We start from the raw sequence: 15621 nt of genomic DNA, 5'->3' as shown, positions 1-15621 counted from the left end.
TTTTCCTGATCATCACTTTTTATATTTACAGAGTATTCTAACTCCTTACTTTATAAAATGCAAGCCTTTTTTAAAACATTCTGATTTTCTAACTCCTAGATTCTTCTAAAGTGTGAAAAGTTAATTTTGTAATACATATTCTTATGTATTAAATCCAAAATTACACCTTTAATATTTTCCAATTTTTACATAAAAACTAATTCATTTACGCATATTAATAAAAATTTTAAAGCGAGGTGTGTTTATGCAAAAAGCAATTAGTTTCTTTCTCCTTTTGTTTTGCTTAATTGTAGTAAACGAAACGTATGCCTATTCACCAAAATCTTTACCAATCTCTCAAAACTCTGATCGATGGCAAGTGAATATTGATAAACCGAAAAAAACAAACAAGAATATGCTTCAAGCTAAAAAAGATGAATTTCAAACATATCATTTTTCAGTAAAGAATGTCGGGAATAATGAAGTATATAATGTAAACGTCGAAGTATTCCGCAACGAACCAAATAAGAAAACGAAATATGAACTCTTTTCCCTAAAGGAAAGTCGTTTGGCAAGTGGAAAAACTGGATTTGAACACGCTAATTTACCTGTTGCTACAAAAGCGGATGAGGTTGATGTAATTATTACATGGCAAGAACACCCTTTCCGCTCCATGAGAAATGGTCAAAAAGTTGAGTCTAGAAAATTTAAAGAGCATTTTGTTTTTAAAGAAGCTAAAAAATAAATGGGATACGGATATATTCACACTATCATTGATATAGCTTTATTTACTAGTACCAGTTCGTAAGCAAATTAAAAAGTCGTGGCTTATAAACGCCACGACTTTTTATATTAATTCGTACTAATGCCTCTCGCTGCCCAAATGCGATCAATATCAGCAGCATGTTGTCCGCCATATAAAAGAGCATCCGCTTGCTTAATCGCTTTCGCTCCATCACTGAATTTAGAGTTTGGTGTTAATGACCAGTGTGATTGTAAAATGATTTTTGTTGCTACATCACGGCCAAAAGCTTGTGCCATTTCGTATTGGCCTTGAGCCCAAATTTCACCATCATCATGCACTTCATTCGTTATATCTTTCGGATATACTTTATTATTATCTAATCGGCGTAAGCATGTTGGATCTGAACTAGAATAAGCTGTCGCATCCCATTCTCCAACACATGCTTTACCATATCCAGTAGTCGATACTGCATCTTCATATGTAGCACCTAAGAAGTCCCCAAATCCTTCTCCCATCGCCCCACCTTCTGCTGAACTACCAAAGCCAGGAACTTGGTTATCTTGAATCGAATGCCCATATTCATGTGCGATAATACCAGCATCTTCTGCATCATCAACACCGCCAGTACCGAAAGTCAAAGCTTTTGTTGATGGAGAATAGAATGAGTTATCATCAGTTGTACCATTAACATTCACTTTTATCGAACGGTTATTAATATTTTTAAAACCTAGACTTTGAATGTAACGTTGCAATGTGTCGATATGATAGTACGACATAACATCTTCAAAGCTATCATTTGCGCGTGTATAGTTAAATTGTAAATTCGTAGATTTTGTTTTCGCTTTTGAAGAAATCGTTACATATTCTCCAATTAAAAATCCTGTTCCATCTAAACCTTTTAACGTAACAGTTTTCAGTTGGTTCGTTAGAGCTGTTGAATCTGCATCGTTATTATCTTTTAAGCCTACTTTACTACCGCTAGATACGACTGGGTTAGGTAAAAATACTTTTCCTGACCCTTCAGCTTTTCGGTTTATATCAACCTTTTTAATTAACTTTCCATTTTCTGCATCAATAAATGTTTCCCATGCACCAAATGGATTATTAGAATGGACTACAACTTTATATACTGGACGAGCAATTCCTTCTTCAACAATATATCCGAACTCTTTATCTGTAGGAGCCCATAAATTTTGCTCACTTGCTTCTCCAACATACGCCATTGATTTTTGTATTGCATCTTTTTCACTAATTTTTGTCGTTACTTCCTTCACACCTGTAACAGGCTGATAATCAGAAACAGCGAGTACTCCCTTTCCCTCTCCGTTAAGCGTAACTGTTATTTGTTTTGAAAATACAGGTGCACCATTAACAACTTGTTGGAACCTAACATATGAAGCTACTGATGTTTCTGTTGTAGAAATATATTGCAAGTCTGAAAGATCTGTTTTCAATCCATACTGCGCAGCATTTTCTTTTAAATATTCAGTTGCTTTTTTCTGTGGCGAATAAGCTTCTAACTTTACTTGCTGTTGTTTTTCCAATGCCGAAACCGTAGAAATCGTCCCCATTACTAACGGCACGGTCATTGCCATTGCCACCATTTTTTTATTAAACATAGAACCACTCCCCCTAATAAAGTAGCTCAACCTTATCCCATTACCACTAGGCAATCATTCCCCGCAAAACGGATGGATAAAAATTGAATCTACGAGTAATTCTCTATGAACACTTCTATTACCTTTCCATTTAGGGTAAGTGAAATTTTCTCAATATTTATGTGTAAAGTGAACACAATACTTTAGAAATATATTTCTAAAGTATTTCCATAACTCTTAACCTTTTTAAATTACTTTGTAAAAAACAGGATATTTTTTTACCTAACGGTAGGTTGAAAAAAATATTTATGAATGATACGATTTATATAACCTTTTTGTAGGAGGCTTTATTATGAGCAAAAGTGAAGAAACACTCTCTTCAATTATGGAAGCAAGCTATCGACTGTTTGCCGGACATGGCATTACTAAAACGACCTATTCTATGATTGCTGAAGAAGTCGGAATTGCTAAACCGTCCATTTATTATTACTTTAAATCTAAAGATGCATTAATCGAATGTATTTTCACAGAATTATGTGCTGCGATGCAGTTTTCTTCCTTCTTCCATACAGAAGAGTTTACGAAAGAAAATTTTATTGAGAAATGCATTGAAATTGGATTCAAAATAATTGATGAACAGCAGAACGATCCTTATTTTAATCGTGTGTTGCAAGAATATGTATTACTATCTTCAAGAAATGATATGTACAAAGATCGATTACTAACTGTGCAAACAGAATATTTACAAGGGTTTGAATCACTCCTTACAAAAGCAAATGAGCTGCAACTAATTGAAAATAAAAATCTAGTTTCAAAAGCTCATATGTTAGCATTAGTGCTTGATAATGTCGGGAATTTTATGATGTTACATGTGGATATAGATTATAGACAAATATGGATGGAAGCTGTAAACAGTATTTTTGAAAGAAGGGATTGAATTGAATACTAAAAAACGAATTATCGGCTTAGACTTTGCTAGGGCCTTGGCGATGTTTGGTATGCTGCTTGTTAATTTTATGGTGATAACAGGTGCAGAAGGAAATGGTCCCCCATTTTTAATAACTTTAATGTCACTTTTTGAAGGTAGAGCTTCTGCCTTGTTTGTTATACTTGCTGGAATTGGAATATCTTTAATGACTAGATCCTCTGTTGCTAGAAATGAAAAAATAAAAATTTCTAATAGCCGAAAGATCATATGGAAACGGGCACTATTCTTATTTATTTTAGGATTACTTTTATACGTAATGGAGTGGACTGGGGATATATTACACTACTATGGTGTTTACCTTTTCGTTGCTGCCTTACTCATTACAGTCCGAAAAAAAGCATTACTCTTCTTATCTATTATTATCCTACTCTTGGCACAATCTCTTCAGCTTACTTTCAATGCTTTCGAAGGTTGGGGAGGCCCTACTCCATTTATAAACTATGTAGACTTCTGGACAGTTAACGGTTTTCTTCGCAATTTATTCTTTAATGGTTATCACCCTTTTTTCCCATGGTTTTCATTCTTCTTAATCGGTATGATAATTGGCAGATTAGATCTTCATAATAAAAAGATTAGAGATAGGTTGCTCTTGCTCGGTATTACATTCACCATACTGATAGAACTTTTATCAAAAGGGCTCACGTACTACTTCATTCCACACATTGGCAAAGCAGCTGCTACATTTTTGTTTAATACAGGACCCGTTTTACCAAATGTATTGTACATTTTATCTGCAACAGGATCTGCTATTGCTATATTAATACTTTGCCTCTATATTACTGAAAAATATGAAAATAATTGGTTTGTTACTTCCATTATACAAACAGGTCAATTAACATTAACTCATTATGTAAGTCATGTATTTATCGGGATTGGGACATTAATTCTATTCAATAGAATGGAACATCAAACACTACTTTTCGTTTTATTATTTGCTACTGTATTTTTCATTTTCAGTATTTTGTTTAGCGTATTATGGAGAAAGAAATTTTCTAGAGGACCTATCGAATGGATTATGAGGAAATTAGCTAGTTAATTTACCTCCATACAAAAAAGGAAGTTGGAATCATTCCAACTTCCTTTTTTCTTTAATTAGCTGCACTTAATTTAATTCTAAGTTTTGTTTCACCTAAAGAAAGTTCATCATCTTCGTTCGTTAAGTGACCAAATGTAAATTGTTTAACGAGTAAGTTTTCTTCCAATAAATCTTTATGGTTCGTTAACGTTCGCTGTAGTTCTTCTTCTGTATCAAGAATAATATCGACTCGTAAATTAACTGGTAAATTCAACTGTTTACGGTATTCTTGAACCGCACGAATGAATTCACGCGCTACTCCTTCTTGTAACAATTCTTCCGTTACATTCGTATCTAACATAACTGTATATTGTCCGTTAGTCGTATTAGAGAATCCTGATTTTGCAACTTTCTCAACTAACACATCTTCACCAGTTACAACTACTTCTCCTTCTGGTGTTGCTTCGTAAACTGCTCTTCCTGTTGATACAAAGTTTTGTACTTCTTCTTGTGATAATTGTTTTAGCCAACCATTCACTGCATTCACATTTTTACCGAATTTTGGCCCCGCTGTTTTAAAATTAAGCTTCAATTGATATGATGTGTATTTTGTTTCATCGAGTTCAACATGGAACGCTTTTACATTTAACTCATCCATAACGATATCACGATAAGATTCCCAATCCATATCATTCTCGTTATGCTCAAGTAATACAAGTTCTGCTAGCGGCTGTTTTACTTTTAAAGAATGCTGATTACGGTTACTTCTTCCAAGTTCAACAACTTGTAAAACAGCATCCATTTCCGCTTCTAATTTTGGTTGAAGTAGTGATTCATTTACAACTGGATAATCGGCTAAATGAACGCTGCTTCCTTCTAAATTTAGATGAATGTCTTCCGCGACAAACGGTGTAAATGGTGCAATTAATTTACTAATTGTTACAAGCACTTCATGAAGTGTCTCATACGCAGCTGCTTTCTCAGCGTTCATACCAGATTCCCAGAAACGATTACGTGAGCGTCTTACATACCAGTTACTCACTTCATCTACAAGTGCTGCAATTTCACGAGCTGCATTCGTAAATTGATAATCATCAAGTGCAGTTCTCACTTTTTTCGTTGTACTATGCAATCTTGATAATACCCATTCGTCTAATTTCGTAAGCTTTACATCATACGTTTCTTTCGGATTATACTCATCTAAATTTGCATATAAAACGTAGAAGCTATACACATTGACTAATGTATCTACAAATTTAGATTTCGCTTCCAGTACTGTTCTTTCAGAAAAACGCTTCGCATTCCACGGGGCACTATCAACAAGTAAAGCCCATCTTAGCGCATCTGCACCAAATTTATCTACTAAATCAACTGGATCTAGTGCATTTCCTTTGCTTTTAGACATTTTCTGCCCTTCTTCATCTAAAACATGCCCTAGTGATAACACTCGTTTATACGGTACTTTTCCTGTATATAGTGCTGATACTGCTAATAAACTATAAAACCAGCCGCGTGTTTGATCAATTCCTTCTGCAATAACATCCGCTGGAAACTGCTCTTCAAATAACTCTTTATTTTCAAATGGGTAATGATATTGTGCAAATGGCATAGAACCACTATCAAACCAAACATCAATCACTTCTGGTGTACGATTCATTGTGCCTCCGCATTTCCCGCAGCAGACTTGCACTTCATCTACATAAGGCTTATGCAATTCCAAATCTTCTGGTGTTTCTTTCGTACTATGCTTTCTTAATTCGGCAATGCTTTTCGGTGCGAACTGATGATCACAACTTTCACATTCCCATACATTCAATGGCGTTCCCCAATATCTATTTCGGCTAATATTCCAGTCCACCATATTTTCTAAAAACTTACCAAAGCGCCCATGTTTCATATGATCCGGATACCAAGTAACAGAATCATTATTTTGTAAAAATGTATCTTTAATTGCAGTTGTTCGGATTAACCAACTTTCTCCTGCATAATAAAGTAGTGGTGAATCACAACGCCAGCAATGCGGATAGCTATGTTCATATTTTTCTTTATGATACAGTAAACCTTCCTTCGCTAAATAACGAACGATATCCACGTCACAATCTTTTACAAATTTCCCTTTCAAAAATGGTACTGCCTCTGTATACTCACCTTTTTCATCTACAACGTGCAAGAATGACAATCCTTCACTTTGAACAACTCTATAATCGTCCTCTCCATATGCTGGAGCAATATGAACAAGTCCTGTACCACTATCTCCCGTTACAAAATCTGCTGCAATAACGCGGTAACCATTTGTAACTTCTTTCATCGGAAATGGCGCTGTATAAGATGTGTTTAATAATTCTTCGCCTTTATGAACAGATAATACTTCATAGTTCTCTTTTAATACTTCTTGTACACGTTCTTTCGCAACAATGTATACATGACTTTCTTGTTTTGCTTTAACGTATTCCATATTTGGATGGACAGCAAGCGCAACGTTTGCTGGAAGTGTCCAAGGTGTCGTTGTCCAACCTAAGAAATACTCATTTTCACTATCTTTCACTTTAAACTTCACAGTTGCACTTAAATCTTTTACTGTTTTATACCCTTGTGCAACCTCATGTGAGCTCAATGAGGTTTGGCAGCTTGGGCAGTATGGTGAAACTCTATGTCCTTTATATAACAATCCTTTTTCATGGATTGTCCCCAAAATATTCCATACACTTTCGATATATGGATTCTTTAAAGTTACATATGGATCATCCATATCTACCCAATAACCAATACTTTCAGTGAATTCGCGCCACTGCTTCTCATATGTGAAAACACTCTCTTTACACTTTTGAATAAATGGTTCAATGCCATATTCTTCGATCTCATGTTTACCAGAAATACCAAGTTGCTTCTCAACGCCTAATTCTACAGGTAAACCATGTGTATCCCATCCTGCTTTTCTTAACACTTTATAACCAGCCATCGTTTTATATCTTGCTACTAAGTCTTTAATTGTTCGTCCAAGTGCATGACCTACATGCGGTAGTCCGTTCGCCGTTGGTGGTCCTTCATAAAATACGAAAGACTGTGCGCCTTCTCGATTCTGAATTGATTGTTCGAAAATATTTTGTTCGTTCCACTGTTTGCGAATTCGCATTTCTCTTCCTGCAGCTGATTCTTTTACATCTACTTTTTCCATATACAATCACTCCTTTGAATATTTTAAAGCACACAAAAAACCCGTCCCTATAAAGTAGGGACGGGTTTACCCGCGATACCACCCTAATTCTATTAGCTTTTTCACTAATAGCACTTAGCAACGTACTATCATACGTGTTCTTTGTAACGGTAGACATCCGTCCGGGCTTACTTACTTTCAGCCTCGGCTCCTCGGAGATGATTTTCAAATAACGTCTGCACACCGGCTTTCAGCAATATACCGGCTCTCTGGAGAACAGCTCACTATTTTACTCTTTCTCGTCTTCAGATTTGTATACTTTGTTAAAAGTTATTTTATGCCATTTAGCAACTAATTGTCAACTAATTCAAAATATCTCCTTATCTTTTTTCCCTATTCTTATACAATTACTTTTCAAATTCTCGCAATGCTGCTAAATTTTCATCATCCTCAATAAGTTCAGCAAAGAATCCCGATTCATCCTCACGAAGGACAAATTCAAGCTCTTCCTTCGCCTCTTCATTTCTATTTAACTGTGCTAAATAACAAGCTCGATCATATCTTGCTAACAAATCACTCGCGTCAATTATTAATACTTCATTTGTTATTTTTTCTGCCTTTATCGTTTGGCCGGCACCATGATATGAAGATGCTAAAGAAAGAAGAATTGCTGTTTCATTTGGATGATGTATAGAAGCATTTTCTAATACATGAATTGCCTCTTCAAACCTTTCTTGACTTTGATATATTTCTCCTAAAGCAAGAAATGCTCTACTTACAAACGGTGTTTGCTCTGTTAATTGCAAGATAATCTTTTCTGCTTTTCTTTCTTCCCCTGCTTTAAAAAATACTTGTGCTTGCAGAAGAAGAGTATCATAATCATCTGGTAGTTCTCGAACCATTTGTTTCGTTAATTCCAAAGCATCTCTTAACATATCTTCTTCCTCGCACTCAACGAAAAGATTTACAAGTTGCTTCGCTACGTCATAATCCCATTTATTTTCTAGTGACGTGTGCAGAATCTCTATTGCTTCTTTATTCATCTCTACATTCTCATAAAATAGCGCAAATCGCTGTGCTGCCATACTATTTTTCGGATTTAACTTTAAAGAGATTTCATATAAATCAATTATCATAGTAACCATTGAAATTTCTTTCGCACGATTTTTCATACGATAAAAAGCTCTCGTAATGATAGATCGTTTTGGCTGTTCATGCAGCTGGCGTTCAATCCATATTTCCGTAACCGCAGCTGCAGCATACATGAATGCTGTACTCCTTTCTGCTTTTTTCACCTTTAACGTATGAAGAAAATCTCGTATGTTAGACAATTTTTTATGTTGCTCTACTGCTTTTACATAAACATCAAATATACGTTCATTATCAAAATCTTTTTGTATTACTTTCATTGCAACTTCAATTGCTTTTACATTTCTTTTTTTCACTAATACTTTTGCATAATGATATAGAACTTCTATATGCTCACCATCTAATTGTAGTGCGTATTCAACCTGTGCTTGTTCTTTATCTATTTCATTCATCGCTCCGTACACATATGCAATCGCATCTAAACGCCATATTTCAGGTACTTCGTCCACTAATTGTTCTAGTTCAGTCAGCAATTCTTCCTGAAGATTCATATCTACTGAAAGCTGTGCTAAATATTCCATATTAATATGCAACGGCTCTTCTTTCATCGCCTGAACCATATGACTTTGTTCTTTAGAACGGTTTTCTTCTTTTTCGTATATTTCCGCAAGCTGTAAATGTACACCTACGAAATTCCCATCAAGCTCTAAACATGTTTCATACGCTTGTTTTGCTTCCGTCAATTGCCCTAATGCCATAAGTGTTTCACCAATTCGGTAATACGGTAATGCCGTTTCCATTTGTTCTATCGCCTTATTATATCTTTTCATCGCTTGGCCGTACTGTCCAATAGATTCATATAAAATACCTGCATAACAACCGTACTCACTTACTTCATTTCTTTCTTTGTGTAACGTTCTTAAAAATGCTATACCTCGTTGTACAAATTCCGTTCCTTTAATTCGATTCACATATTCATCTAACGCACTTGCTACATTATAATCACTTTTCTTTATACCATTTTCTAACTTAGATAGTGCTACTTTAAACCCTTCTTCATTTCCACCAAGTTCAATTTCAGCATCCCATAAAACCATTCCTGCATTCATGAGGAAATCTTGGCTCTTTTCAATTTGCTTCTCAAGACCAAGTATATATTCTTTTGCTTCCTTATATTGTTCTCTTGCCATATAAACTTGTGTAAGTCCGAAGTGAGAATAAACATCCTCATCATTTTCTTCTAAAGCACGCTTATACAATACTTCTGCTTCTTCCAAGCTATCATTTTGAAAATGATAATCACCTAATTTTACGTAAAGAGGTGCTTTATCATCACAATTCTCAATACCGTTTAATAAAATTTCTTTCGCACTTTCCTCATCCTTCAAATCAGATTCGTATATTTCCGAAAGTTTCGTATAAATGTAAGGTGCATTACTATCCAAACGAATCGCTACTTTAAGCCCTTTTATTGCTAAATATAATTTCCCTAGTTGATGTGCACATCTCGCTCGTTCATACCATACATGCGCTTCATATTTATACTCTTTTAACAAGTCATTAAAGATTTCATATGCTTCTTCATATCTTTCTAAATCTATTAATATTAAACCGTGATTTGTTAAAGTGAACCTTTCAGGACTACGCTCTAACGCAACTTGAGAGTATTGCAATGCTTTTTCAGATTGATCAATATACATATAGGATAAAGCGAGAAAACTCCAAGCAATAGGCTGATCTGCGTCTAATTGTAACGATGAACGAAAGCTTGAAATCGCTTCTATATAACTTTCCTGCTCAAAAGCATATCTTCCGTTTATTAAATGATATAAAGCACGATTATTTTTCTTCTCAACGCTTGTCAGCATTTGCTCCGCTTTCTCTACTTCTTGAAGACGAATAAAACACTGTGCACCATGCAATTTAACAAAGTCCGAGTTCGGAAACTTTTCCATTAACTTATCGATACAATATAAAATAAATTCTTTATCTACTTCAACATCTAAGTGCTTTATCGTATATAACCACGTATTTGGATTATCACTCGTTTCTTTTAAAAATTGTACTAAGTTACTAATCCCCTCTTTGTCATGTTCATCTAAATGATCCGTAAGAGAAAAAATAGATTTAAAGTAACGATTTTCTTCCTCACTTAGAAACGCTAGTTGCTCCTTCTTTTCTTTCGGAACAAACGTGATTGCTAAACAGCCTGTATAACGATATTTTTCTTGTAATTTACTATATTCCACAAGAACTGGTTCTATAAAGTTTGGATCTTGAACATAGAAAGCTTGCAATGTATCATCATATCCAGATAGAACTTGTACGTGTGAAGCATGCTCAATATCTATACTTAATAAAACAGGAATTCCTTCGTCAATCAGTCTCTTATAATTCTCTTCATTCCCTTTAAAATAACGATATTCATAACCTAATTCTTCTAAATAAGAAACAGTATCTGAAAACTTCGAACCTGTCATATCAAAAATAAACTCTGCTATTTCATCTTGTGTACGTTTCTCTCCCCATATACGCAACATCATCTCTAAACTTGTCGGAACACAATAATTATCCTTTTGTACAATAGGAACTATCGGCAAGTGAACCTTTTTTCCATCCGGATTTTTTTCTAAATTATGATATAAAGATTCTTTTAAACTCTTTTCTTCTTTTAATAGTTTTTGTAAATCTGCAAATTTATTCATTTTGTACAGTGCTTCTGCACGTAAATGTACAAAGTAAGTATTATAGGCATGATACGGCAGCTGAGTATTTATGTTATCTATTACCGCTAACATCTCTTCATATCGCTCTAAATCTAATAAATACTTTATCTTCTCAAAATGAAAATATGGTACTTGTGGGAATTTTACAATTGCATCATCGATTAACTGTATCGCGCGTTTTTGTTCTCCTTTATTCGCATACAATTGTGATAATAAATAGGTAGATAACTCTTCACAATCTTCATGCTGCATGCCAGCAATAAATTGTTCTTCCGCTTTCTCCCATTCACCTGTATGCATATAAACGTAGCCCCATTTATCAAACACTGCGCGTGCACTGTACTCCTCTGCTTTTTGCATATACATTAACGCTTCTTCGTTTCGTTTCATTTCTAAAAGACATCGTACTAACGTAAAATATGTTTTCGCTAAAAAATCCGCATCTATTTCTTCTTTATTACTCTCTTCTAAAGTTTCTTTTAACAGCTGCTCTGCTTCAAGAATTTTCCGCTCATCAATTAACTCATCACAATATAAAGAGAGCGTTCTCATATTTGGGAATTTTTTATAAGCGTAACGAATGAGGAATGAACTGTATTGGTGCATAAGCCCTTCATCAGTAAGACGAATTAATATATCGAACTCCTTATGCGAAGGAATATTGGCAAGCCAATTCTTCACATAGGATAAAGCATTCGTTTCTTTTATATATGCAATTTCATTATTTATTTCCTGTAATCCATCTACAAATCTCTTGTCTTTTAAACAAGTTTCTAACTGCTTAAAATCTAGCATGCATTCACCTCGAATTTATATTTATACTGCTACTTGCTTAGATTTTACACACCATATAGTATGTATTCAACTAAAATCTCTTATAATGGATGGTATTAATTAATATTATTCAAATTTATAACAAAATATAGTAAAAATGATTGTCTTTCTCTGTATTTTGTTTGATTATATAGAATAACGTAACATGTGTATCCTATCTTTTGTTAGTTAAAAACAGTACATGAAATTATATCGGCGATTATACGGTGAATATCGACTTACCAACAAAAAATGACATTTTTCTCATTCATTAAATTTCAACTCTACAAAAACACTGTAATGATCACTAGGAAACACACCAGTTGAAGTTAGTACCGAATCCCCAAATATAGATACGTTTTCAATCGTAGGAAATTCAAATGCGGCATTTTCTTGTATCATGACCCAATCATATCTTTTTTCTTGCTTTACATCACCTTTTAAATTCGGATTCTTTCTATAATCTAAAGTTGGTTGAGCTATCATGTTCTCTTCGATTTCTTTAAACTGAGCTACATCTATCCAATGCTTCCGAATTAAGTATTGATGCACCATTGAATATGGATCATCATTAAAATCACCACATAATAATTCGTAATCACTTACTTTATTTGTAATCCAATTATTCACGGCATTCATTTGTTCTTGTCTTTTTCTATTAGATTTCCAATTTAAATGAACATTCGTAACTCCTAAATTGCAACCTTTATATGTAAACATGATTCGAATAGCACAATAATTTGATTCATCTATATCAGTTTCCCAAATTGCTTCTTCATCTATAATAGGTATTTTACTTAAAAAGGCTAATCCTTCATCTGGAGAATCAGGGTACTCCTTAAATATACAAAACTAAAGTTCTCTATAGAATAGTCGTATTCCTACACTTTTCTTAAAATTTCAAAGCAAAAAGCTAGTGTATTTTTAATAATACACTAGCTTTTTATTTGGAAGAAAAATTTAACAAGTACAATCACAATCAAAACAATCCGTACAGTCTAAATCGTCACAATCTGCTTTTCTCTTTCTTTTGTTTCTTTTAAGATAATAATACAGTAGCCCAAACAATAGTATACAAATAACAAAAGCTATTATTGCTTCTGTATAGTTATTTTGAGTCATAAAACCAATTCCACTTCCGCCTGAAATAAAAATTAGAATTAAGTAAATCCAGAACATCTATGTAAATACCTCCATTACTATATATCTTAAGATAATATCCATATAACACTAGAGGAAATGAATAATCCCATACCATTACCGCTTAATACACCAGTAGTTATTCTTAGCAAATTTGAGCTATTTCTCCATTTCCACTTTTGGGTGAACCCATCGATAAGTAACGGAATTTGAGCGAAAAATGATAGTATGATTGCCAAAAGAAATGAAGGTGTCATATAAAAATAAATTGGAAACATTAAAATACCAATAAGCATGCCTGTACAACGTGCACATAAAGGTATGTACTTTTGTAGTTTAAAGAAACTCCTATCTAATCTTCTATGACAAGGAATTTGTAAAATAAAAGTTCGAATCAATATGAATCACCCTCTCTAAAAAGATTTTAATTGATTTTGCAAAAAAAATATATATCCAATAAAAAAACAAACCAGGTTTATACTAGACCCAGTTTGTCAGTTTACTACTATGTTACATCTCCTCAGGTGCCTCCACCCCAAGTAAACGTAATCCTTCTTTTAATACAACCGTCACAGCATAAACCAATGCGATTCTGCTGTCTTTTTCTTTGCTCTCTTCTAATATACGAACATTACCGTAATATTTATTGAATGATTGTGCTACATCTAATATATATTTCGAAATAATCGATGGCTCATTTTTATTGAAAGCTGCTTCAATTATTTGCGGGAATTTATTTAGTAATTTTACGACACTCCAGCTATGATCGTCTTTTAAAGCAAATGTACATGTTTCAAATTCTACACTTTCTTTTCTTAAAATAGAACAAGCACGTGCATGTGTGTACTGTACGTACGGGCCTGTTTCTCCTTCAAATTTCAGCATGTTTTCTAATGAGAATTCAATATTGTGCATACGCTCATTTTTTAAATCGTGGAAGATGACTGCACCAACACCAACTTGCTTTGCCACTACTTCTTTTTGTTTTAAGTTTGGATTTTTCTCTTCAATATTTTGTTTTGCAAGTTCGATTGCTTCTTCGAGTACTTCTTCAAGTAAAATAACTCTTCCTTTACGTGTCGACATTTTCTTACCATCTTTTAAAATGAAGCCAAACGGTACGTGTTCCATACCATCAACCCAAGTATAGCCAAGTTTTTTTAATACGGTGAAAAATTGATTGAAATGTAAGCTTTGTTCTGGACCAACAACATATAGCGCTTTATCAAACCCATAAGTGTTTTGACGATATAAAGCTGCCGTTAAGTCACGCGTTGCATAAATCGTCGCACCATCTGATTTTCTAATTAAGCAAGGCGGCATTCCTTCTTCTTCTAAATTAACGACTAATGCACCTTCTGATTCTTCAAGCAACTCATGTTCTTCTAAAATCCCAATAAAATCTTCCATTAAATTATTATAAAATGCTTCTCCCTGAAAATTAGTAAATTCTACGCCGAGAAGTTCATAAATGCGAGAAAATTCTTTAAGGGACTCATGACGGAACCAATTCCAAAGTTCTACCGCTTCTTCATCACCTTCTTCTAGTTTCTTAAACCAAGCACGTCCTTCTTCTTCTAGTTCTTCGTCGTCTTTTACCTCTTCATGGAATTGGACATATAACTTAAATAGCTCACGTATTGGATCTTCTTTAACAACTGCTTCATTTCCCCATTTTTTATAAGCCGTAATTAACTTTCCAAACTGTGTTCCCCAATCTCCTATATAATTAATCCCTACAACTTCATAGCCACATTTTTCAGCTATATGTTTCAGCGAATTTCCTATCATTGTAGAACGTAAATGCCCCATCGAAAAAGGTTTCGCGATATTAGGAGAGGAATAATCAATTACTACTGTTTTTTCACAGCCAAAGTGGTTTTGACCGAACTCTTCTTTCTCCGCTAAAACTGTTTTTAATACTGCATCACTTACAGTTTCACGATTGAAAAATACATTTACATAAGGACCAACGGCTTCTACTTTCGTAAAAAACGTATCATTGAATTTCTCAGCAACTTCCTTTGCGATAAGAGCTGGTGCTTTTTTATATTGCTTCGCTAATGAAAAGCATGGGAACGCTGCATCTCCAAATTCATCTTGTTTCGGTGTTTCAATTAAATCTAAAATTTGTTTTTGCGTTAATTCATTCGTGAAAATATTAGATAAACTTTCCGCAAACTGCATTTTATAATCCATGATACAACCTCCTTATTTTTTAAAACACAAAAAACTCGTCTCTAAAAAAGAGACGAGTTTTAACCCGTGGTACCACCCTTGTTGTTCGTTACGAACCACTTTCCCGTTTATAACGAGGACAGGGGGCCTCGGCTTTCTCTACTATTCGTTCAAGAAGCATCTCCGAAGTGCGCTT

General features: G+C 34.2%; 10 protein-coding genes and 3 other annotated features (2 of these 13 only partly in view). Of the genes, 3 read left to right on the top strand and 7 right to left on the bottom strand.

What is annotated here, in order from left to right; translation table 11 throughout:
- Positions 1–22, bottom strand: a binding site (T-box leader); it reaches 192 nt to the left of the window's first position.
- Positions 23–244: 222 nt separating this feature from the next.
- Positions 245–724, top strand: coding sequence for a hypothetical protein (locus tag ACTFRM_RS25450; protein WP_001167920.1), 480 nt, complete (start codon positions 245–247; stop codon positions 722–724).
- 107 nt (positions 725–831) lie between these two features.
- Here ACTFRM_RS25450 and ACTFRM_RS25445 read toward each other — a convergent pair whose 3' ends face one another.
- Positions 832–2343, bottom strand: coding sequence for a M36 family metallopeptidase (locus ACTFRM_RS25445; protein WP_000482273.1), 1512 nt, complete (start codon positions 2341–2343; stop codon positions 832–834).
- Positions 2344–2674: 331 nt separating this feature from the next.
- On the opposite strand from ACTFRM_RS25445, the gene ACTFRM_RS25440 reads away from it, so the two are divergent.
- Positions 2675–3259: a TetR/AcrR family transcriptional regulator gene (locus ACTFRM_RS25440; RefSeq protein WP_000045218.1), complete on the top strand. Its 585-nt coding sequence runs from the start codon at positions 2675–2677 to the stop codon at positions 3257–3259.
- Position 3260: 1 nt separating this feature from the next.
- On the top strand, positions 3261–4346 hold the full coding sequence (locus ACTFRM_RS25435) for a DUF418 domain-containing protein (protein WP_001093114.1): 1086 nt from the start codon (positions 3261–3263) through the stop codon (positions 4344–4346).
- A 52-nt stretch (positions 4347–4398) separates the two neighbouring features.
- Here the strand turns inward: ACTFRM_RS25435 and ileS are convergent, their stop codons facing one another.
- The 6 genes from ileS to argS form a co-directional block, all read right to left on the bottom strand.
- Positions 4399–7500 carry an isoleucine--tRNA ligase gene (ileS, locus tag ACTFRM_RS25430; RefSeq protein WP_440043751.1) on the bottom strand — a complete coding sequence of 1034 codons (3102 nt, stop codon included), beginning with the start codon at positions 7498–7500 and terminating at the stop codon, positions 4399–4401.
- Between the two features lie 53 nt (positions 7501–7553).
- Positions 7554–7794 (bottom strand) — a binding site (T-box leader).
- 92 nt (positions 7795–7886) lie between these two features.
- Positions 7887–12089: a tetratricopeptide repeat protein gene (locus tag ACTFRM_RS25425; protein ID WP_440043749.1), complete on the bottom strand. Its 4203-nt coding sequence runs from the start codon at positions 12087–12089 to the stop codon at positions 7887–7889.
- A 282-nt stretch (positions 12090–12371) separates the two neighbouring features.
- Entirely contained in the window at positions 12372–12953 is a 582-nt protein-coding gene (locus ACTFRM_RS25420; RefSeq protein ID WP_306299079.1) for a hypothetical protein, read from the bottom strand.
- A 114-nt stretch (positions 12954–13067) separates the two neighbouring features.
- A complete protein-coding gene (locus tag ACTFRM_RS25415) occupies positions 13068–13286 on the bottom strand; it encodes a hypothetical protein (RefSeq protein ID WP_000498606.1) in 219 nt (72 codons plus the stop codon).
- Positions 13287–13315: 29 nt separating this feature from the next.
- Positions 13316–13645 (bottom strand): DUF2085 domain-containing protein, encoded by a 330-nt coding sequence (locus tag ACTFRM_RS25410; protein WP_000621474.1) that lies wholly within the window; start codon positions 13643–13645, stop codon positions 13316–13318.
- Between the two features lie 112 nt (positions 13646–13757).
- Positions 13758–15446: an arginine--tRNA ligase gene (gene argS, locus ACTFRM_RS25405; protein ID WP_000384917.1), complete on the bottom strand. Its 1689-nt coding sequence runs from the start codon at positions 15444–15446 to the stop codon at positions 13758–13760.
- Positions 15447–15491: 45 nt separating this feature from the next.
- Positions 15492–15621: a binding site (T-box leader), on the bottom strand; it runs 85 nt beyond the window's last position.

Origin of the sequence: Bacillus cereus group sp. MYBK227-1 (assembly GCF_051916325.1) — a bacterium.
In the GTDB taxonomy this organism is placed as follows: domain Bacteria; phylum Bacillota; class Bacilli; order Bacillales; family Bacillaceae_G; genus Bacillus_A; species Bacillus_A cereus.
The sequence above is the reverse complement of the archived record's forward strand: the minus strand, read 5'-3'. Positions and strand labels throughout refer to the sequence as shown.